Source organism: Brevibacterium sp. JSBI002 (assembly GCF_026013965.1).
In the GTDB taxonomy this organism is placed as follows: Bacteria; Actinomycetota; Actinomycetes; order Actinomycetales; family Brevibacteriaceae; genus Brevibacterium.
Genome location: NZ_CP110341.1, coordinates 453,474 through 474,618, shown reverse-complemented (window position 1 = coordinate 474,618; position 21,145 = coordinate 453,474). Strand labels below are relative to the sequence as shown.

At 62.0% G+C, this 21,145-nt stretch carries 15 protein-coding genes; 4 read left to right on the top strand and 11 right to left on the bottom strand.

The genetic code is table 11. The features are described 5' to 3' along the window. Positions 1-93: 93 nt before the first annotated feature. Positions 94-4,647 carry a DUF5979 domain-containing protein gene (locus LJ362_RS02005; protein WP_264800509.1) on the bottom strand — a complete coding sequence of 1,518 codons (4,554 nt, stop codon included), beginning with the start codon at positions 4,645-4,647 and terminating at the stop codon, positions 94-96. 273 nt (positions 4,648-4,920) lie between these two features. Between LJ362_RS02005 and LJ362_RS02000 the strand changes: the two genes are divergently transcribed. From LJ362_RS02000 to LJ362_RS01990, 3 genes are all read left to right on the top strand, one after another. Next, a complete protein-coding gene (locus LJ362_RS02000; RefSeq protein ID WP_264800508.1) occupies positions 4,921-7,332 on the top strand; it encodes a helix-turn-helix transcriptional regulator in 2,412 nt (803 codons plus the stop codon). 158 nt (positions 7,333-7,490) lie between these two features. Continuing rightward, the gene (locus LJ362_RS01995; protein WP_264800507.1) at positions 7,491-9,479 is read left to right on the top strand and encodes an acetoacetate--CoA ligase; all 1,989 of its coding nucleotides are present in this window, start codon (positions 7,491-7,493) and stop codon (positions 9,477-9,479) included. Positions 9,480-9,533: 54 nt separating this feature from the next. Further along, positions 9,534-10,136, top strand: coding sequence for a hypothetical protein (locus LJ362_RS01990; RefSeq protein WP_320109168.1), 603 nt, complete (start codon positions 9,534-9,536; stop codon positions 10,134-10,136). Positions 10,137-10,527: 391 nt separating this feature from the next. Here the strand turns inward: LJ362_RS01990 and LJ362_RS01985 are convergent, their stop codons facing one another. The 8 genes from LJ362_RS01985 to LJ362_RS01950 all read right to left on the bottom strand — a co-directional run bounded on the left by LJ362_RS01985 (position 10,528) and on the right by LJ362_RS01950 (position 17,947). Further along, positions 10,528-12,321, bottom strand: coding sequence for a glycosyltransferase (locus LJ362_RS01985; RefSeq protein ID WP_264800506.1), 1,794 nt, complete (start codon positions 12,319-12,321; stop codon positions 10,528-10,530). Between the two features lie 131 nt (positions 12,322-12,452). After that, complete coding sequence (locus LJ362_RS01980) at positions 12,453-12,860, bottom strand: glycosyltransferase (protein ID WP_264800505.1); 408 nt, start codon at positions 12,858-12,860, stop codon at positions 12,453-12,455. Between the two features lie 725 nt (positions 12,861-13,585). Further along, positions 13,586-14,596: a glycosyltransferase gene (locus LJ362_RS01975; protein ID WP_413774238.1), complete on the bottom strand. Its 1,011-nt coding sequence runs from the start codon at positions 14,594-14,596 to the stop codon at positions 13,586-13,588. Between the two features lie 484 nt (positions 14,597-15,080). Further along, complete coding sequence (locus tag LJ362_RS01970) at positions 15,081-15,383, bottom strand: DUF4235 domain-containing protein (RefSeq protein ID WP_264800502.1); 303 nt, start codon at positions 15,381-15,383, stop codon at positions 15,081-15,083. Between the two features lie 30 nt (positions 15,384-15,413). Beyond that, positions 15,414-16,580: a YihY/virulence factor BrkB family protein gene (locus tag LJ362_RS01965; protein WP_264801752.1), complete on the bottom strand. Its 1,167-nt coding sequence runs from the start codon at positions 16,578-16,580 to the stop codon at positions 15,414-15,416. After that, positions 16,577-16,990 carry a DUF3618 domain-containing protein gene (locus LJ362_RS01960; protein WP_264800501.1) on the bottom strand — a complete coding sequence of 138 codons (414 nt, stop codon included), beginning with the start codon at positions 16,988-16,990 and terminating at the stop codon, positions 16,577-16,579. The genes LJ362_RS01965 and LJ362_RS01960 overlap by 4 nt, the downstream gene beginning before the upstream one ends. Further along, positions 16,974-17,387 (bottom strand): phage holin family protein, encoded by a 414-nt coding sequence (locus tag LJ362_RS01955; RefSeq protein ID WP_264800500.1) that lies wholly within the window; start codon positions 17,385-17,387, stop codon positions 16,974-16,976. Before LJ362_RS01955 ends, LJ362_RS01960 begins: the two co-directional genes overlap by 17 nt. A 140-nt stretch (positions 17,388-17,527) precedes the next feature. Then, on the bottom strand, positions 17,528-17,947 hold the full coding sequence (locus LJ362_RS01950) for a hypothetical protein (protein WP_264800499.1): 420 nt from the start codon (positions 17,945-17,947) through the stop codon (positions 17,528-17,530). 164 nt (positions 17,948-18,111) lie between these two features. Between LJ362_RS01950 and LJ362_RS01945 the strand changes: the two genes are divergently transcribed. Beyond that, the gene (locus LJ362_RS01945) at positions 18,112-18,507 is read left to right on the top strand and encodes a hypothetical protein (RefSeq protein ID WP_264800498.1); all 396 of its coding nucleotides are present in this window, start codon (positions 18,112-18,114) and stop codon (positions 18,505-18,507) included. Here LJ362_RS01945 and LJ362_RS01940 read toward each other — a convergent pair. Both LJ362_RS01940 and LJ362_RS01935 read right to left on the bottom strand, forming a co-directional pair. Beyond that, positions 18,497-19,249: an OBAP family protein gene (locus LJ362_RS01940; RefSeq protein ID WP_264800497.1), complete on the bottom strand. Its 753-nt coding sequence runs from the start codon at positions 19,247-19,249 to the stop codon at positions 18,497-18,499. The two genes, LJ362_RS01945 and LJ362_RS01940, sit on opposite strands and share 11 nt — an antisense overlap. A 442-nt stretch (positions 19,250-19,691) precedes the next feature. Beyond that, positions 19,692-21,101: an FAD-dependent oxidoreductase gene (locus tag LJ362_RS01935; RefSeq protein WP_264800496.1), complete on the bottom strand. Its 1,410-nt coding sequence runs from the start codon at positions 21,099-21,101 to the stop codon at positions 19,692-19,694. Positions 21,102-21,145 lie beyond the last annotated feature (44 nt).

The window sequence follows — 21,145 nt, the reverse complement described above, 5'->3', positions numbered from 1 at the left end:
TCTGCAGGCGGCCCACGGCTTTTGAGTTTCCTTCAGCGGTTCATGCCTCCGGTTCTCCGGCCGCCGTTGAGAACGGAGGCCGGAGACCGACTGTCAGGCGCGCCTCCTACGTGTGGTGTAGAAGTACACTCCGGCACCCACTGCGATCAGCGCAAGGCCCGCTGCCAGTGCACCCCACGGGGACATGCCGGTCCGCGGCAGAGGTCCACCGTCACCCGGCTTTCCTGGATCGCCCGGGTCACCGGGCTTGCCCGGATCACCTGGATCGCCAGGTTTACTTGGCTCGTCCGGCTTCTCGTCGGCCTTGATCGAGTTCGTCAAGGTCACCTCAACGGTGGTGTTCTCACCGATCGTCACAGTGTCCTCACTGAACTTGTGATCGGTCCACTCACCACCTTCGATCGCGACCGGAGCCGCCTCCTTGAGGGTGAGTTCCGCACCGTACGGCAGAGCATCGCTGGTCGCGATCGTGCCATCGGCCTTCACGACGAGCTCACCCTTGCCGGCGTCGAATCCGTCACCGGCCGGGTAGGAGTACTCGACGACGAACTCCGTGGTCGGGTTCACCAGGTCTGCTCCCGTGCCGTCAAGAGCCTTGACCACGGAGAAGTGACCCGCACCCCGCTCATTCTCATTCGTGAGCAGGACGTCCACCGTCGTCCCGTCACCGATCGCGAGCGTATCCGTGCTGAACTCGAAGTTCACCCACTCACCGCCCTCGATCTTCACGGGTTCGACCTCGGTCAGGGCCACCTCGGCGCCGTAGGGCAGAGGATCGCTCTTGACGGTCTCACCGTCGGCCTTCACCTTGAGCTCACCCTTACCGGCTTCGAAACCGTTGCCGGCGGGGTAGGAGTACTCAACGGTGAACTCCGTGTCTGCGGGCACGAGGCCCGCACCGGTTCCCTCGACGGCCTTCGTCACGGAGAAGTATCCGTCGTTGAGTCCGATCGTGTTCGTCAGCGTGACCTCAGCCGTCGTGCCGTCCCCGATGGTGACAGTCTCCGGGCTGAACTCGTGACTGATCCACTCGCCGCCTTCGGGCGCCTCCGGGGCAACCTCGGACAGCGTGACCTTCGCACCGTACGGCAGCGCTTCACTGGTGGCGACCGTTCCATCGGCCTTCACCACAAGCTCACCCCTACCGGCATCGAAACCATTGCCAGCCGGGTACGAATACTCAACGGTGAACTCGGTGCCATCAGACACCAATCCGGCGCCTGATCCCTCGAGCGCCTTGACGACGGAGAAGTGACCCGAGTTGAGGTCGTGCTCGTTCGTCAGGAGGATATCGACCGTCGTACCGTCACCGATCGTGAACGTGTCCGTGCTGAACTCGAAGTCCACCCACGTACCGCCTTCGACCTTCACTGGTTCGACCTCGGCCAGAGTCACCTCGGCGCCATAGGGCAGAGGATCGCTCTTCACGGTCTTGCCGTCGGCCTTCACCTTGAGCTCACCCTTACCGGCGTCGAAACCGTTGCCAGCCGGGTAGGAGTACTCGACGGTGAACTCGGTGTCTTCGGGCACGAGACCCTTACCGGATCCCTCCACAGCCTTCGTCACGGAGAAGTAACCCTCGTTAAGGCCGTAGGTGTTCGTCAGCTTCACCTCGACGGTGGTGCCGTCACCGATGGTCACGGTCGATGGGCTGAACTCGTAGCCTTCCCACGTCGCGCCTTCGATGTTGATCGGCTCCGCCTCCGTCAGGTGCACCTTGGCACCATACGGCAGCTGTTCGCTGGTGACGGCCGTGCCGTCTGCGGACACCTCGAACTGGCCCTTACCAGCCTCGAAGCCCTTGCCTGCCTCGTACTCGTAGTGAACGAGGAAGCTGGCATCGTCCGGCAGCAGTCCGGAGCCGGCACCGTCGAGCTCCTTGGCCACGGAGAAGTTGCCGGTATTGAGCTCGATGGCGTTGTCCAGGACGACCGAGGTGGTCTCATCCTTGCCGATCGTCACGACGTTGCCCTCGCTCCAGGAGACATCCGTCCAGGTGCCGCCCTCAGGGTTCTTCGGGGCGACCTCTTCGAGAGTCACCTGCGCACCGGCAGGCAGATCCTTAACGACCACCGGCTCACCGCCGGGAGTCACCGTGATCTCACCCTTGCCGGCGTCGAAGTTCGGGCCTTCAGGGTAGGAGTACTTCACGGTGAACTCGGTGTCGTCGGCCACCAGGTGCTTGCCGTCGCCGCTGACCTTCTTCTCGAGGCTGAAAGCACCGAGGTCGAGTTCGATCGTGTTCGTCAGCGTGACACCGAACGTGGTCTTGTCACCGATCTTGAATGTCGAGTGATCGAAGCTCGAGCCGGTCCAGGTTGCTGCCGCGATCGGTCCGGGCTGGACCTCCGCGAGCGTCACCTGCGTGTCGTACGGCAGCGGATCGCTGGTGACAGCCTTTCCGTCGTTGAGGACGGTGAGGCTGCCGGTTCCCTTGCCGTTCTCAGCACCGAGTGCTTCGGGCAGCTCGTAGGTGTAGTCGACAGTGAAGGCGACATCGTCACCGACGAGGTGCGAAGCATCGCCCTTGACGACCTTCTGCACGGAGAAGTCTCCGTTGTTCCACGTGATCGGGTTGTCCAGATCAATGGTGACAACCTGATCCTTGGTCACGGTGAACTCGGACTGGCTGAACTCGGGCACGCCCCAGCTTCCGCCCTCAGGATCGACAGGAGTGACCTCTTCGAGGGTGACGGTGGCGCCGGCCGGAAGCTCCGGGCTGGCCTCAGAGGTCTCACCGGCTGCAACAATGAGCTCACCGGAGCCGCCATCGAAGCCGTTGATTGCCTCATAGCTGTACTTCACGATGAATTCGGTGCCCTCCGGGATGAGCTCCTGTCCATCGCCCGAGGTCGACTTCTTCACCTGGAACTGTCCGACATCCTGCGTGATCGTGTTCCTCACGTCGACTGTCACGGTCTTGTCCTCACCGATGGTGAGAGTGTCATGCGACAGTTTCGGGTCACCCCATGTCGCACCGGGCACGTTCGGCAGGCCGATCTCCTTGAGCGTCAACACTGCACCGATCGGGAGGTCACCGCTTTCGACAGTGTCACCGTTGCCCGGCAGCTTCAGCTCTCCGGAGCCGGCGGGGATGCCCTTCGCGTCGTCTGCCGGGTAGCTGTAGGCAAGGGTGTATTCGGCGTCGTTCGGCAGCGGAACGTCATCGGGGTTGTTGATGGACTTCTTCGCTTGGAAAGTGTCTTTGTTGAGAACCGCACGGTTCTTGAGGGTCAGCTTCGTGACCTTCCCGAGGTTCTTGTTCTCAGCGCTGAAGGTCAGTTCTGTGACCTCGTTGCCGTCGGCGTCGACGATCACCGGGTCATCCCAAGTGACGTTTGCCGGGTCGGTCGGCTTGATCTCATTGATCGTGACAGTGGTGCCACGCCAGATCTCCGGACTGGTGTGTGAACCACCGGCATGGAACTTGCCGGTCCGCTCCTGCGGCTCCTGCCCCTCCTCGTGGTAGGAGTACTTGATCTCGAACTCGGGGTGCAGAGTCGTGTCACCCGTGAGCTCCTTCTCGATCTGGAACTTGCCGAAGTTGCGTCCGACGACGTTGCCGCCGCCGGAGTAGCGCGTAGTGCTCGCACGCTCGATCTTCTTGGTTTCACCGTCGATGGTCCACTCGGCGCCGTTGTAGAAGACACGGTTGCCGTTCGCATCGAGCTTGCCGGGAGTGTTGACGTCGACCTTCCACTGGACCTGGTAGAACGATCCGTCGGTGCCGCGGGTGCAGGGAACGTTCTTGCCCTGGTTGGTCGTGCATTCTCCCGCCGAGTACCCCGAGCCCAGTCCCGCCTCGGTGGTGAAGGAAGCCGTGAGGTCGGCGTTGCTCCACTTCACTTTGTCGGTCGGGACGGTCCTGTAATCCAGTCCTTCTCGGCCCCAGCTGTTATAGCTGATCGATTTGGCTTGCAGGACGCGAGGGTAGCTACCGTCCTTGACCAGGGTGTAGTCACCGGTGTCCATGACATCGGTGACAGAGACCTTCTGGCCGATGCCCATTCCCTGCTCTCCTGCGGGGACGCTGACCGTCCAGATGATCTGGTCGTTGATGTTGTCGTACCAACCCCATTTGCCTTGGCCCTGCGAACCGTGCTCACAGTCGATGTCGCACCAGTTCGCGTTCTTGAGGATGGTGACTTTGTTTTCGAAACCACCGATGTCATAGGTGTGTTCGATCGTCTCAGTGTTCGTGAACGTCGACTGCACAGTGAGGTAGAACGAACCGGAAACGTCGTAGGGGTTGTTCTCGATGAAGTCTTCGTCCGCCGTGCACGTGATGTTGCTGTTCTGCACGAGGCATTCGCCGGCGGATTCGCCGTCCGGACCTGTGAGCGCGAACCGGTCGTTCGAAGCATTGAGTCCTTCGGGCAGGTCGAGCGACACCGTCACCGGGTTCTGGGCCTCGCCTTCGATCTTCCATGACACGCTCAGACGCTGGTTGGTGCCGCTGGGGAACTCGTCTTTCTCAAAACTGATGTCGGTGAAGACGATCGGGCTGCCGTCAGCGGGAGCCTGGGTGTTCGCGCTCGCCGTGGTCGGCAGCATCAGCGCCGAGCTGAGTGCCAGGATGAGCGTCACCAGATAGATGGTGAAGCGCAGCAATCGCCCCGGCGGTGCTTTGAGGGTGTCAAGCATCATTGTCCTTCTGCTATTAGGGTCAGTTGTCCGCGCGGCTCTTCCGAGGCTTGCGAACAGTCGCGAGCGCGCGCGAGACCGCGCGCCGCAGCAAACGTGTCGACCCTATGAAAAAGTGACAGTAGACTGTGTGAAAACTGAGAATTTTGAAGCGAATTCACCCTCGAATTCACCCCCTGCGATGCCCCGATGCTTGTTTTTCAATCGGAGACAGCGACAGCAGGTTGCGATGGGGGCTTTGCGGTCTGGCCGGTCAACGGAAGGAACCACCCCGTTTTGTTCGTTCGTCACGCCGCTGCTGAACTCCTCGCGACCACCAGCCATCCCGCTTGGAACCGGTTCTTTACCGGCCTCACCGGCACAGAATCCGTCCTCGTCGTCTCGGCGCCGGCCGGACTGGGCCGGGCGTGGTTCGCGCAGTCGTGGCCTGGAGATGACGATGTCTTCACCGTCCACGTCGGCAAGGAGCCGAATTTCTCAAACCCCGGCGAGCCGAAGACCGCGAGTTCCCTGGCCGAGGCCTTCGAATCACATATCTCACCGGCACCGAGCAAGTATGGAGATCACTGCCGGGCGGCGATCATCCTCGACTCCCCCACCATCGACTGGACCGCCCTGGCCGCCTATGATTATTGCCTGGCGCGCGTTCCCGATCTACTGCTGACCGTCGACGAGATAGCCGCGCTCAGCGAGGGCTTCAGTACGGTGCCTCTGGGTTCTGGCAACAACCACGGCGATCGTGCAGCTCCTCAAGAGCTCCACAGGCTCACCGGAGGTTGGCTCGAACCGACTCTTCTCCTCCTGCGTGAGCCATCAGCCTTGGATCGTGCGCAGGTATCGATACTCCCGTTCCTGTCGCATTGGATCGACTCCCAGCACAACGGTTGGGAGATAGCGAAATCAGCGTTCCTCGACCCGATCACCACACAGACCCTGTCCGCCTTCTTCAGTGAGATCCACGGAGACCCACCGCTTCTCGAGGACCTCGTGGCTGCGGGATTCCTCGTCACGGCTGAAGACGGCACGACGTTCATGCCGGAGCTGATCCGACAGGCTCTGAAGACTCTTGTCCGGCAGAACGATCCTGCGCTCGCCGATGATCTGGTTGCCGTCGCGATCGACGCGGTCGCCGAATCCTCCGACCTCATCTCAGCCGTCCAGCAGGCCGTCGCTCATCGACACTGGCGGGCACTGGGAACGGTCCTCATCGAACGCGGTTTGGAGCTGTTCACCACGGATGCGCGCATCATCCGGCAGCTGCTGACTGTCATGCCCGAAAAGTTTGTGGATCAGTGGCTGGGCGACTTCACCGGCGCGGCCCTTCGACTTCTCGAGGGAGCACGAACGGACGGAATGTCGTTCGTGCTCCCCGATGGCAGACTGGAGTACGAGCGGGACAGCGTTGCCTCACGAATGCTGGCGAGCACAACTCGCCTCTATCGGAACCCGGGGCCGCAAGCGCTTGCATTCGGTCTCATCGAAGTCGGCTATCTGCGTTTGGCCGGCTACGACGAGCAGGCCGCAGCCGCGGCCCGCCGACTGCTCACAGCGCTGCATACCGCTGAGTCCCAGCGTCGGCTGCGCCCCGCGCTGGCCAGTGTCGTCAATCTGCACGCCGGTGTGGCACTTGAAATCGGCGGAGATCCGGTCAGAGCCTCCTCGAGCTACTATGCAGCGTTCTACCACGTCGAGGGAACCGACCATGCCTTCCTGCTGGCCGACAGCACCTCAAAGCTCGCGCTTCTCACCGCCCGGCGCGGCGATACCCACGAAGCCCGCACGTGGCTCACGGAGCACGAAAAGTGGGTCGGGAAGGTCGGCTGGGGACGCTCGATGGTCACACGCAACGCGCAGCTTGCCCGTGTGTTTGTGGGACTGGCAGATCTCGACCTCGCAGCGGTAGACGAGGCCCTCAGCGTTCTGCCGGTGACTCCGGATCAGAACGAAACCTGGCAGGTCCATACTTGTCTGCTTGCGATGCGCAGCATCCTCGCCGGTCGGCCACAGAGAGCCCTCGAAGTCACGAACAGAATGCGCTACCAACGTCCCCACCCGTCGAACACGCCATTGGCTCGGGCTCTCTTCGCGGTCACCGATCGTGCCGCCTACATCACAGGGGCGCCCGGACTCACCTCACCCGAGCTTGCCGGCACGCCGCCTCCTGTTCCCGAACTATTCCTTCTCGACTCTTATCAGGCACTGTTGACCGGCGACCTCGGCCGGGCTTCCCTCCTTCTCAGTCGAGCTCGGAATGGAGTCGACGGCGATCGATGGCTGAACTTCGCGACACAGCTGGACATCATCATGAGCGATCAGGACAACGAGGTTATGATCGAACACCTCATCGATGACATCGATTCTGGTCACGGGTTCGCGGTCGATCTGCTGGTGCTGCGACGGCATGGGATTCTGTCCGACTCCCACCTGCAGCGTCTGCCCGAAGAGACACGCGTGCGGATCGCGAAAATTCCGAAGACCCACACTGACGAGAGAATACGTCCGACTCTCACCCCACGTGAGACCGAAGTCCTCGATGGGCTGCGTGAGGGACTGACCCGTCGCCAGATCGCAGAGAAGCAGTTCCGGTCGGAGAACACGGTGAGATCACAGGTGAGGAGCCTCTACCAGAAGCTCGACGCTGCCACTCTGGAAGAAGCTCTGGAAGCGGCCCGTCGCTGGGGACTGTGAGCTGGCGCCTTCGCCGCGCGATATCGGACAGCCTGCAAAAGCCGCTGGGATGGCGGCGTAAGGTGGGACTCAACGACCCCACTGCAGAACGAGTCCACCTCGTTTCGGCTGGTGGAGACCGCTATAGCTACCGCCCACCGATGTGCTGAGGAGAAGAATTGACCGCTGAACCAATCTGGCGCCCGAACCCCGACCAGACCCCGCGACCGCAGATCCTCGATTTCACCGACTTCGCCAACCAGCGCACCGGCCAGAACATGGTCACCTACGACGATCTGTGGAGATGGTCGGTGGATGACCTCGACGGATTCTGGGGTGCGGTCTGGGACTTCTTCGACGTCATCGCCGATGAGCCTTACACCGAAGTCCTCGCCGACCGATCCATGCCCGGTGCCACCTGGTTCCCCGGCACTCGGCTCAACTACGCCGAACACGCACTGCGCGCCGGCCTCGACGACAAGCTCGCCGACGAACCGGCCATTATTACGATCAAAGAATCCGGCCAGCGCACCGAGACCACCTGGCGCGAGCTGCGTCGCCAAGTCGGATCCGTCGCCGCCTGGCTTCGTGAGCAAGGAGTCGAACAAGGCGACCGCGTCGTCGGCTACCTCCCGAACACCCACCACACCCTCATCGCGTTCCTCGCCTCCGCCTCGGTCGGTGCCATCTGGTCCGCCTGCGCACAGGACTACGCGGCCGAAGGTGCCGTGACGAAACTCGGCCAGCTCGAACCGAAAGTGCTCTTCGCCGCCGACGGCTACCTGTGGAACGGCACGTCCTTCGACCGCCGCGACCAGGTCGCGGATCTGGCCAACCGGATGCCGAGCCTGCGGGCCGTGGTCGGGGTGGGCAACCTCGGCGAGGAATTCATCGATGAACACGGGCAGATCACGAACCTCACCACCTGGGACGATATCGCCTCCGGGGATGTCGAACCCGAGTTCGCGCGCGTCGACTTCGATACCCCGCTGTGGGTGCTGTATTCCTCGGGCACGACGGGGATCCCCAAGGGGATCGTGCACAGCCACGGCGGGGTCGTCATCGATCATCTGCGTCTGCTGGGTCTCCACCTCGACATTCGCCCCGGTGACCGGTTCTTCTGGTACACGAATACGAACTGGATGATGTGGAACCTCGTCGCCTCGGCGCTGGTGGGCGGTGCGACCACGGTGTGCTTCGACGGCAGCCCCCTCTATCCGGGGCCGGGCCGGCTGTGGGAGATTGCCGCGGATACGAAGGCGAATGTGCTCGGGGTCAGCCCCGGGATCTTCCTGGCCGGGATGAAGGCCGGGATCGAACCCGGAAAGGAGTTCGACCTCTCCGCGCTGCGGACGATCGGGGCCACCGGTGCCCCGGTGCCCGCCCACTGCTTCCCCTGGGTGCGCGATGGCGTCGGCGAGCGCGTACAGCTGGCCTCGACGAGCGGCGGCACGGACGTCGTCAGCGGCTTCGCCGGATCCGCGCCGAACTGTCCGATCTGGGCCGGGGAGCTCTCGCGACCGGTCCTCGGTGTGGCGTTGGAGTCCTGGGACGACTCGGGGCAGCCTTTGGTTGGCGAGGTCGGGGAGATGGTCATCACTGAGCCGATGCCGTCGATGCCGGTGAAGTTCTGGAACGATACGGACGGTGAGCGCTACCGCGACACGTACTTCTCGATGTTCCCCGGAGTCTGGCGCCACGGCGACTGGATCACCATCACCGACCACGGCAGCGTCATCATCTCCGGCCGCTCGGACGCCACCCTCAATCGGCAGGGCGTGCGCCTGGGCAGCGCCGACATCTACGACGTCGTCGCCGGCATCCCCGAGGTGGCCGAATCCCTGGTCATCGGAGCCGAGCAGCCCGACGGCGGGTACTGGATGCCGCTGTTCGTGGTGTTGGCAGAGGGGGTTTCGTTGGGTGATGAGTTGCGGTCACGGATTGCTTCGGAATTGCGGTCCAAGGCCTCGCCGCGGCATGTGCCCGATGACGTCATCGCAGTGCCGGCCATTCCGCACACGAAAACCGGGAAGAAACTCGAGGTTCCGGTGAAGAGACTGATTCAGGGGCACGATTTGGCGAAGGTCGCGAATCCGGATGCTGTGGATTCGTTCGAGGCGTTGGAATACTTTGCGCGGTTTGCGGGGGCCACAGGAGAGCCTGCGTGATAGGACGTCCGATACTTCGGACACTATCTTCGCAGTCCTGTAGCGAATGGGCAGCTGGCCTGCCGTGCCGATCGGGATCATCGCCTTCGACTGGTCGTCACGGAGATGTCGGCGCTGTTCGTCATCATGGCACTGGTCGTCGGCACCATCGCGCAGATGAACTACAACGACATCGCCGATTCGTTCACTAAGGGCTGCCAGGACCTGCTCGTTGCCGCGTTTTCAGTGGGCCTGGTCTACAGCGGAATCATTCTGCTCGAAAACGCCCATGTCACCGACACGATCATCTATGGGCTGTCCACGGCGGTCGGGCAGCTCTCGAGCAACTGGACGGCAGTCGGAATGGTGGGCGCACAGAGCGCCATCAACCACATCGTCACCTCGGGCAGCGGCCAAGCCGCACTGACCATGCCGATCATGGCTCCGCTGGCCGACCTCGTCGATGTCAGTCGACAGACCGCGGTGCTGGCCTATCAGTTCGGTGACGGCATCTCCAACGGTTTCACCCCGACGAACGGTGCGATGATGGCCGGTCTCGCGATCGCCGGTGTCTCCTGGTTCAAATGGGTCCGCTTCCTCTGGCCGCTGATGATCATCTTCTACGTTCTGGGCGGGGTCTACGCCTTCATCGTTCACGTGTTCATCTGGACAGCCTGAACGAACAGCGGATGTTCACCGCAGCAGCAGGAACCCGACAGCCCTTCGTCTCCTGACCTTCGACGACCTACGATGCCAAACACACGACGAAAGCGAGTATGCCCGATGATTCCCGATTTCCGTGCCGACGCCGCCGAGATCCTTCGCCACGCTTGGAATTCGATGACAAATGGTTCGGAGACTTCGCCGCAGCGCTCGCCCACCTCGCTTTTGCTCGATTGGCGAGGTGATCGACAACAGCCGCACAGCTGCTCGATCCGGGCCACCGGCGCCTGGAGCGCCCCGGTGATTGCGCTTCGTCACGGCTTCGTCCGGAGCCTCGGTCGGCTCTCCGACCTGCCGAACTCGGCCCATGTGAGCACCGGGTGCAGCCAGTGCTCCGCTCTCGACGTCAGGACCGCGTTTTCGCCAGGGCGCTGCGGTAGATCGCTGCGTGCGCCGCGCCGATCTCATTCCGTTCGCTTCGGCGGCGGTTGACGAGTTCTTCAACCTGCTCTCTCTGACCGGAAGATACGCTCAGCACTGCTGAGTACAACGAGTCTGCATCCGGGGTCCACACCCCGTTTTCACGGGTCCAGGAATAGCTCGCATCAGCACCTTGACTGACATAACAGCCGACGTTCGGAGCAATGACTCGCGTGCCGAAATCGTGGCAGGCCTCCATCCAACCCGAATGAGTCCCGAAACGGTATGGAAGCAGGGAAACGTCAAGTCCGGCGAGGTATTCGAAGAGCTCACGGTCGGAGAAATAGTCGTGCACGTGCAGCTCGACATCGCTGGTGAGCAGGTAGCGAACGAGTTCCGGGTCGTGACGCGGACCGTCTTCGTCGAACACGTCGTGATGAAGATTGACCTGCAAGATGCCGCCTGGAATCTTCGCGACAGCGGCAGCAGCAACCTGCAGAAGTGGTATTCCCACCATATTCGCCCGCAGACTCTTGAGATGGATTCCGAGACGGAACTCTTCCTGACGCCGCAAGGAGGAGCTTCCGAGTTCAGAGATCGTCTCCAACTCAGCCACATGTGGGTGTGCAATGACATGCGCGTCGATGTTCCATCGCTGCCGTATCTCCTCTGCCGCCTTTCGGGTCAACGTGATGACCTCAGTTGCTCGGGGAATCAGCACGTCGAGCTGGGAAGAATGCAGCGCCGCGTCCTCGTGGTGAGGGTTCTGCAGGTCGTGGACCGTGTATACGAGTGGGATCTCGCGTGCCTCCAGCGCGTCGATGACGGCGTGCAGCTGAGCCGGGGAGTGGGCGTCGAAGCCGAAATGGATGTGGAAGACATCCGCCTCGCAGTTGCGGATCCAATCGGGATCGAGCATGGCCGGCGGCCACCACGGCGCACCCGTAGGGGCGTCAGCGCGGGTCGGCGGAGGGTCGGGCAGACGGATGATCGCAGGCGCGTCCTCGTCCGGAGAGGAAAGGTGCCGGACGTAGACGTGCGATCCTGGGACCGATGCCACCGTAAGGGGCACCTGCTCGTATCCCGCTGATCCCCGCCGCACGAGGCCGAGCGTCTCGAAGCGATCCAGCCACCCTTGCATTGGCCACTGGCCCCACTTCTTCGCGAACAGTCGACCATTGCTGAGGATATCGTCAAGATGCTCCACCGGGGGTGAGGACACCGGATGGTACTGGTGGAAAGCGGAAGCGCTGCCCACCCAGGTCAGCCCTGTCCCGGTGCTGCGGGCCTGCCACGCAAAGTCGGTGTCTTCCCCTCCATAGCCTTCGAAGTTCTCGTCGAAGCCTCCGATCTGGTCCCACACCCCGCGGCGGACGGCGAACGACAGTGACCAGAACAGGTCGTGATCACCCGAGGTGATCATCTCCCCGGAGGCGGGGACGGGCCGAGCGGGGTGCGGTTCGCTCAGAAGTGCCAGACGTTCGACGGAGTCCGGGGAGATCGGATCGAGTTCGACATCAGGCAGATAGCTGACGGGTCCACAGAGCAGGTCCTCTGGGTGGGCCAGTGCGGCACTCTGATAGGCCGCGATCAGATCGGGCGTCGGAAGACAATCCACATCGAGAAAAATCAGAAGATCGTCCGGGTGTCCAGCGGTATGGGCCACACCGAGGTTGCGAGCCGCGGCAAGAGGTAGGCCCGGCCCGGGCCTGTGGATCGAAACGATCGACACAGGAACGGTGGGGGACCCGGCACGTCCCTTGACGTCTTCATCGTTCATCGCAACGACGATATGGTCTGTCGGTTGCACGGTGCTGAAGCCCAGGCATTCCCGCTGTCGACGCAGGTGATCATGGCGACCATGGACTGTAGTGATGACAAAGGTGCCCGGGGGGCCGGTCACAGAAATGCTCATCGTTCTCCCTTACAGACGTCGGCGGCGTATCTGAGCACGAGGTTGCTGAAGCGTTCGAGAGTCTTGCCGTCGCACCAGGTAGACCAACGGCTCCCATCGAGTCGCAGCGCCTCGGCGATCGCCTGAGCCCAGTCCGCGGCGTTGCTGTCGTCTGGTCCTGCAATAACCGGCCACGGACCTCGGACGAGGGCTTCGAGCATCCAGTTCTGCTCGTCATAGGGACGGGGGTGGGCGATGACAACTGCCGGGGTACGGCTGGCGGCGACTTCCGCAATCGAGTTCTGACCTGCCGCTGTGACTACGACCGCGGCGTCACGCACGATCGGCCAGGGGTCCTCCACCCATGTGCCGTTCGGGCCGCCCAGGACCGTGACTTCAGCTGCAGGGAATTCTTGCGTGAGCACATGTGGGAGGTCGTCACTCAGTGCACCTCCACCTGCACCATTGAGCACAACGATAGAAAAGGCACCACCCGCTGGCCCTCGCTTATTCCCAGGCGCGTCTGACGACACCTCGAGAGCGGGGAATCGGGACAATCCGCCGAGGGCATGGAACTTGTGCTCGCTGTCTTCTGGGATCCCGGAGACGATCCCTACCGCAGACTGCGGCCAGAATCCGAGAATCGCTGAACTGAGGCGAAAGCCGAGCTGATGAGCGTAATCGCCGCGGCTTCCCGGCAGAACCGCCGTCAGCACAGGTATCCCGTGCAATCGAGCGAGAATCGTGACTTCCACCGAGACATCCACGACCATCAGCCGGGGCCTAGCGGAATCGATCCATGCAGAGATCTGAGCCGAGCGCCGTCTCAATCCGGAGTGCCCGACCGGAACGTAATGGAGGCTGCCACCCGCCGTGACGTCATCTCGATCCAGTCGGCATCCGTCTGAGGCCTCGGCTGCCGTTTCCGCCGGCGTCGCCGCTTCGCAGAATTCAGACCTGCTGTCATCGCGTTCCAATCTCACCCATTCACCCGGCCACTGCGCGGGCCGAGACAAGGAGGACAGTCCGGTGACGTGCCATCCGGCACGAGCCAGCGCACGCGCCATCGACGTGGCGCGGTGCAAGTGTCCCGAACCTTGATGGTGGATGTACCAGCCGATCACCGGATGGCCAGGGCCGTGATCGACGTTCATCCCGCGAAGCTTCCTGCCGCAGCGTTGGCTGCATGACGATACAATGCTTCGTATCCGCTGACGGTGCTGTCCAGAGAATGGTGCTCGACCGCATACTCACGGGCCGCCTTACGGCTCCGGCCGGCAGCACTGCAGATCGCTCGGGCCAAGGCCTCGACGGTGAGTTCGTCCGCCAAGGCTCCCACATCGCCACGAACGACCTCAACGAGTCCGCCCCGCGGAAAAGCCGCCACAGGTGTCCCACAGGCCAAGGCTTCTGCGGCGACCAAACCGTAAGGCTCCTCCCATTGAGAGCTGACGACAGCCACGGCCGACGATCCCACCAGGCTGCGCAGCCGCTGCTGGTCCAAATGCCCGCAGTAACGGGCATCGTCTCCCAGCCGCGGGGCCACTTCGGCAGCGAAGTACTTCTCGTCCATGACCGGACCTGCCAAAGCGATCTGGAATCCCGCTGCGCGGGCGGCGTCGATGGCGACATGGGGGGCCTTCTCCGGGACCATGCGCCCAGTCCAGACGCAGTCCGGCCCACCAGGACCCGCATCCCACAGTTTCGTATTGACTCCATTCGAGATCACAGTGCTCTCCACTGCGTGCGACCAGGCTTGCGATGTCGCGCTCGACACGGCAGCGAAGAAAGTCGTCGGCGCGCGAAAGACCACGGCCGATTCCAACCAAGGCGTGGGCGGCGTGTGCAGGGTCGTTACGATCGGGGTGCGCACCATTGACGAGAGGGCCAACGGCAGATGGTGAAGCGAGTTGTTATGGATGACATCGAACTCTGTCTGCCCGGCCAGCCCGAGCATCAGGTTCAAGTAGGCGTGATGCTGCCTCATCCATTCCGCGGGCATCGCCGACACGTCGTGCCGGGCCGCTTCGGAGAGACGTAAGACCTCCGGAACGATCATCTCGACATCAAGGTCGGGGTCGCTGCCGGGAGCGGCGAACAGCGTGACCGAGTGTCCGCGAGAGACGAGTTCCTTCACCACAGCGTGCGTAAAGGACTCCAAACCACCCGCGAAGGGCTCGTTGATGGGAAAACGGCTGGACGCTATCAGACAGATTCGCAAAACTCTGTGCCTCCGCTCGACCCGGATATGCGTTCACCGACCATTGTCGGCTCAAACGATGATGCCTGATGGACCTCTTCGCAATTGAACCTAGACAGCGTTTGAGTTCCGGCCTGTCGATTCAAGACTTGCACGCCCAAGGTGTTTACATCGTAATCACTGTAACAGGTTGCCGCGCAGACAGATGTCAAGCCCCGGGTTTGATGGAGTGTTTTGTACTTGGAATTCATCAGCTCATGTGCGAGCTACGCAGCTCGTGGCATTGTGCTGAAATAGTCTGATCGGAACTCGGCGGGAGTCCCTCCACCGAATCTGCCTTCGTATCCCGATCGTTCGGCAGAGGGTTTGGACGGCGGAAGCACGGCGCCGCTTAAAACGCGCGCTGCTGCCAGTTCATCCGCACGATATGGTGGCGGTGTTGTCGTCAATCACCGGGCCACTCACCAATGAACTTTGCAAACACATTCGCCATTCCGCGATCAACGAGGGCCTTCACCAAGGCGAAGAGCGCACCCTGGAGAGCGGCTGCGACGAGGATCTCGCGCAGACCATGTTCAGACTCCAACGCACCGGGCGCATCGGCATTCTCACCAGGCGTTGCCCGCTTCCATATCTGTTTGAATACGAGACCGGCCAGGGCGCCGCCAACGACGCTGCCTGCTAGCCCGAACGGCCTATACAGCAATTTGGCCGCTCTACTGCCGTTTCGTTCATGGGTCTTGACCATTTGTCCTTCTCCCCCGGTAATCATCTGGTTCTAAACATTGCGAGTCGGCTGGGCGTTCTTGCCTCGAGATTTTCGCAGGGCCCGTGCTCTGCGGGTATCTTTCGCGTTCTTCTTCTCGGCCTTATCCAGTGTCGTCGTATCTCGTGGAGGCAGCTGAATGTCTTCTTCAGCTCGTATTCCACCCTGGAGTTGGCGCCCACGTTCGATCTCGGCATTGAGCTCTGCTCCCAGCAGCAGAGCGATATTCGTGATCCACAGCCACAGCAAGAAGATAATCACTCCGGCCAATGACCCATAAGTCTTCGCGTAGTTCGAGAAATTCGCAATGTAGAAAGCGAAAGCCGCCGACGCCAGGACCCACACAACGATCGCGAACACAGACCCGAGACTGATCCACTTCATCTTTGGCTGACGGACATTTGGTGTCGCGTGATAAAGCAAGGCTATTAAGACGATCGCGACAACGAGCAAAACGGGCCATTTCGCGATCTGCCACACCAAAAGCGCCGCCGACCCAATCCCTATTGCATCACCAATCGCCTGCGCCACCGGTCCCGAGACCACCAGGATCAACGCAGCGAGCACGACGAGGATCACCGCACCGAGGGTGACAAGGAGCATGACGGGACGAAGTTTCCAAGCAGGGCGGCCTTCATCCTTCTCGTAGATGCGATTCATTGCCTTGCCGAATGCAACAACATAACCCGATGCCGACCACAGAGCGACGAGAAGGCCAATGACGAATGCCAGCCCCGCTGTCGAGTTCTGTGCCAATTCGGTCAGGGTGGGTGTCAACGTCTGCGCGATTGTTCCTCCGCCGAAGTCGGTGATGATTCCGGTGACTGTTTCGACTGTCTGCTGACTCTGGCCGACTAGACCCAGGATCGACAGGACCGCTAGAAGAGCGGGGAACAACGCGAGAACTAAATAGTAGGTCAGACCAGCGGCCAGTTGCAGGCAGTCATCACCGAGGAACTCCCGCAGTGTCTTGCCCGCCACGTACTTCCACGTTGGGCCAGTTAGTTTCTGTGGAGCATCGGGCTTGGCCGGGTCCTCGGCTGCGACGCCCTGTCTCGAGTCCTTTGCCTCGACATAGGAGGCTGGACCCGTATCGTCCCTTTCCGCGCGCTCTTCGAGACTCGAACGCTCGCCCGGGTATGTCTGGTCGCTCTGGTCAATCCTTCTTCGGCCAATCATCGCCGCCACCCCACCGCAACGATGACGGCAGCCAACGCAAGGCCTGAGGCAACCACCAACGGCGCAAGGTCAGTCCAGCCAGCTCGGGACCTCAACGGCAAGCCGCCCCCTATAGCCGCGGCTGGTTCTGTAACGCCGTCCGCATCGACGGCGACATCGTCATGGGAGAACACAGATTTAACCGCTCCTTTGGCTCCGGCGACTACGTTTTCCGTCTTGTCGCGTACGTCGCCTATGGCACCGGCGGCACGGTCTTTGACATCGTCTAAAGTGTGTTCCGCTTGGGCTTTGACGTCGAATCTCTCGACGAGTTGAGCCAAAGTCTGTCCAAGTTCTTCACGAGTACGGGCAATGTCAGCTTGAATCTCGGACGGTGAGGCGCTGGGGCCTGTGTCATTTGTGTCGGCCATCACGAGCCCCTTTCTTCAGCGTGTCCACAGTCTCCTTCGCAGCCTCAACCGTGCGCTCAGGCACCGGCGTGGTCTCGGAGACCTTCCGTTTACCGATCAAGGCCCCGACACCGGCGATAGTCAGGAGCAACACAGTCACGATCAGACCCGCTAACCACGCCGGCATGATGAGGGCTAGGGCGATGATGGCAGTCGCAATCCCTGCACCGAGACCATAGAGGGCGATGACGCCGCTTGCGCCAAGCAGACCCGCACCGAGGCCGGCCTTCTTGGCTTTCGTGCTCATCTCGATCTGGGCGAGTTGAATTTCGTCACGGATCAACCGGCTAGCCTGCTCCGATAACTGCGATACGAGCTCACCGGTCGATAATGGCGGTAGAGAGGAACGGTCATTCATCAGGGGCCCGCTTTCGACGATGAGACCAGACTGGCCTCGCTGTTTTGGCATAGGGATGGGGCTATGTGAGGCGGAACGGTAGCGCGAGTTCAGTTGAAGGAGGCTTGCAGGGCGCTCGATAGCTCACCCCAAGGAGTTGCTTAAGCATCCTTTGCTTGGGGCGCTGGTTGTGGCGTGACCTCAGCGTCGGGGTTGTCGTTGAAGTCACGGCCACCTTGGGCAGCCGCATTCGCTGCTGCCTGACCAACGTGCTCGGCTGCATCCTGCGCGAGATCACCAGCCTTGTCGAGATTCTCGGCCAGTCCGGTTCGCCCTTGGGCTCGAGCTTGATTCGCAGCTTTGAGGCCGAATTGCTTCACTTTCGCCCCCGCCTGGCCAGCGAGATCGAGGGCGTGGTCTTTCACTGCATGAGTAGTTGCATCGACCACTCGGCGGGCCTGGGGGCTCTTCCACAGTTCGCGGGCCTTGGCGACGAGGGCGTTGTACTGTTTTCGGCCCGCACGCGACCCGAGCACAAAACCGGCCCCGACACCGACTGCCAATATCAGCTTCTTCTTCATGAAAATCTGTCTCCTTCGTGGCACAGTCGGCGCTTCCCTCAACGGCGCGATGACAGTGCTGACACCCGCAACCTGCGATCGCAGTCAGGACGGGAGCCGGCCCTTGTCGTAATCCGACATTCGCTAGCTGGTCATGTGACGTAGTTTACATTCTAAACGTTATTTTGTCCTCGACGACTTTGGGCACTTCCGGCGTGAACGTGATTTCCTGGCCGCTCACGCGGCCGGAGAATTCCCGCAACGGCGGCAAAGTGGTGATGATCTTCTTCAACGACTCCCCAGTCGCGTCCTGCATGGACCTCGACACGGCCAGCGCAGTGATCACGACCGTCAAGTGTGCATCGATCGCACTGCTCGACATGCCACAGGTCGTGATAACTGCCGATTACCTCAGCAGCCGACATGACATCGGCGAGGATGTTCGTGACATAACCTTTGAACCCGGTCAGCTTCATCGCCCGCTCATTCGGCCGCAGCGCTCGCCACCCTCGCTTTTGCTCGATTGGCGAGGTGATCGACAACAGCCGCACAGCTGTTCGACACAGCTTTCTACCGTTTGACGGGTGTTTCCTGCAGAGTCGGCTGCACCGTGGTCCCGGTCTCCCACGAGTTCGCGCCCGGGGCCACCTCCGGCATCGGGATGTCTTCACGGCGTTCGCGGTTGCGCTGCGTCGAGACCCCGACTTCGCGGTCGCGCTCTCGGACCAGCTCTTCGCGGACTTGCCCATCCTCGGTGAAGCCCATCATCAGCTGCGGGGCACCGTAGGGGAAGTCGTGAACGTCGTACTGCCAGGTGTGGAACGTCTTGCCGTAGGTCTTCACCAAGTCCTCGAAGTAGGCGTGTTCGGCTATCTCCGGAACGCCAGGGGCGGTGAGGATTCCGGACTTGACCTCATAATGATGGCTGTGCCAGAGCTTCTTCTCCTCTTCGGGCAGGGAGCGGAACCGGTCTTCGCTGATGATGTACTCGATGCCGATCAGACGGGCGTCATGGGCGTTGCGATCGAAGATGACGCACTGGTGCAGGTCGTGTTCCAAGTGGATGCAGAAGTGAGCGGCATGGACTTGGCGTCCGGTGTCATCGGCATAGATGTGCAGGCCGTCGAGGTAAGTGCTCATCGCCTCCAGCGGATACTTCCGCTGGAGGAACGCGGAGCCCAGGTCCAACACGCGGTGCTTCCAAGGATGGCCCTTGCTGGTCTTGAGATTGCTGACGGCCCTGCGCCCGGCAAGAGCCGCTGCGACGCCGCCGATGCCGAGAGTCAGTCCGGTAGCGAAGCTCTTCAGATGTGTCAGTTCCATAATTCATCGTAAAGCGGATGATGACGCGATTGAACCCCCTGCAGAACGGCTGCGGACTATCGCGTGAGCCAGTTCGTCGAACGACCCCGTCGTGGAACACTCTTCGAACTGCTCGTCCTCCGCCTGGTCAGTGACAGCTTCCCCGGCTTCCGTCTTTTCCTTGTCTTCCCGCGTATTCCGATCGTCAGGATGCTCCACGGTGTCCGGAACTGCTTCTTTTTCTTCCTCATCATCGACCTCCTCGAATCATTCTCCGAAATAAAACCTCTCCGGTCTCAACTGGCGCATGCCACCGAGCCACGAAAACCGGCTGAAGCCTTCGACGTGACTCAAACACGCGCCGGGCAAGGAACTCTCCTCCTCCATGCCGCGATCCGGACAAAGCCGAAGGCCTGCCCCGCACGATGTGGGAACAGGCCTTCAGGTGAGAACCTCCGTCCGATCAGCTCCCAGCGTTCGCCTCCGCGGTCAGGTGAGCGCGCGCCTCGGCGAGCATGGCCTCACGGGTCGCAATCTTCACGCGCTCACGCCCCTCGGTCTCACCGAGGGCCTTCTCCGCAGCCTCGAGCCGGTGATAGCCCTCCCAGTCCGTGAACTCGACGCCCTTGGACTCGAGCAGCTCGACGATCGAGGACTCCTCCGGGTACACGGGTTCGGTGAGCGCCCCGGCGGCCTGATCATCGAGGATGTGCCCGATCGTCTCGAGCGCATCGCCCTTCGTATGACCGATGAGCCCGACGGGCCCGCGCTTGATCCATCCGGTCGTGTACACGCCGGGGATGACGTCCGCCTCGGCGGCCTGGCCCTGATCTTCGGCGTCGACGACGCGTCCTTCGTGATTCGGAATCACCTTCTTGGCCTCGTCGAAGGGCAGCTGCGGCAGCTGCGTTCCCGCATAGCCGACGGCCCGGTACACGGCATCGATGTCCCAGTCGTGGAAGTCCCCGGTGCCGTTGACGCCACCGGTCCCGTCGAGCTCCTGACGTTCCGTGCGCAGACCGGTCACCCCATCCTCGCCGAGGATGGCCACCGGTGCGTGGAGGAAGTGCAGGTGCAGTCGCCGCTTCGCCCCGGTCTCCTCCCGCATCGCAAAGTCCGTGAGCGTCTTCGTCACCTGCTTGACCTGGTTGCTCGACTCGATGGCCTCGAGCGACCCCTGATCGAACTCGTAGTCCTCGGGATAGACGATGATGTCGACGTCGTCGACCTGCCCGAGCTCGCGCAGCTCGAGCGGCGTGAACTTCGCCTGCGCGGGGCCTCGGCGGCCGAACACGTGGACATCGGTCACCTTCGAGGACTTCAGACCCTCGTACACGTGGTCGGGGATCTCCGTGGTGTGCAGGTCATCGGCCTGCTTCGCGAGCACCCGGGCCACGTCGAGGGCGACATTGCCGTTGCCGAGCACGGCGACCTTCTCCGCATCCAGCGGCCAGGTCTGGGCGACATCCGGATGGGAGTCGTACCAGTTGACGAAGTCGGCTGCCCCATAGGAACCGGGCAGATCGATCCCGGGCAGCGACAGCGGTGCGTCGACGAAGCAGCCGGTGGAGAAGATCACCGCATCGTAGCGGTCGGTGAGCTCGCCGAGGTTGATGTCGGCCCCGTATTCGACGTTGCCGAACAGGCGGATGTCACCGCGGTCGAGGACCTTGATGAGCGCATTGATGATGCCCTTGATCCGCGGATGGTCGGGGGCGACCCCATAGCGGACGAGCCCGAAGGGTGAAGGCAGGCGTTCGAACAGGTCGATGCTCAGTTCCAGGTCATGTTCGGCTTTGGTCAGCAGGTCGGCGGCGTAGATGCCGGCGGGGCCGGCACCGATGATGGCCACTCTGAAGGGAATAGCGGGCATAGGTTTCCTTGATCAGTCGGAGGTGAGCGAAGCGTCGCTCGTCG

Excerpts from the sequence above, each read along its gene's own strand:
- LJ362_RS02005 (WP_264800509.1), bottom strand. The coding sequence starts at position 4,647 with ATGATGCTTGACACCCTCAAAGCACCGCCGGGGCGATTGCTGCGCTTC.
- LJ362_RS01985 (WP_264800506.1), bottom strand. The coding sequence starts at position 12,321 with ATGAACGATGAAGACGTCAAGGGACGTGCCGGGTCCCCCACCGTTCCT.
- LJ362_RS01970 (WP_264800502.1), bottom strand. The coding sequence starts at position 15,383 with ATGGTCAAGACCCATGAACGAAACGGCAGTAGAGCGGCCAAATTGCTG.
- LJ362_RS01965 (WP_264801752.1), bottom strand. The coding sequence starts at position 16,580 with ATGATTGGCCGAAGAAGGATTGACCAGAGCGACCAGACATACCCGGGC.
- LJ362_RS01960 (WP_264800501.1), bottom strand. The coding sequence starts at position 16,990 with ATGGCCGACACAAATGACACAGGCCCCAGCGCCTCACCGTCCGAGATT.
- LJ362_RS01955 (WP_264800500.1), bottom strand. The coding sequence starts at position 17,387 with ATGAATGACCGTTCCTCTCTACCGCCATTATCGACCGGTGAGCTCGTA.
- LJ362_RS01950 (WP_264800499.1), bottom strand. The coding sequence starts at position 17,947 with ATGAAGAAGAAGCTGATATTGGCAGTCGGTGTCGGGGCCGGTTTTGTG.
- LJ362_RS01940 (WP_264800497.1), bottom strand. The coding sequence starts at position 19,249 with ATGGAACTGACACATCTGAAGAGCTTCGCTACCGGACTGACTCTCGGC.
- LJ362_RS01935 (WP_264800496.1), bottom strand. The coding sequence starts at position 21,101 with ATGCCCGCTATTCCCTTCAGAGTGGCCATCATCGGTGCCGGCCCCGCC.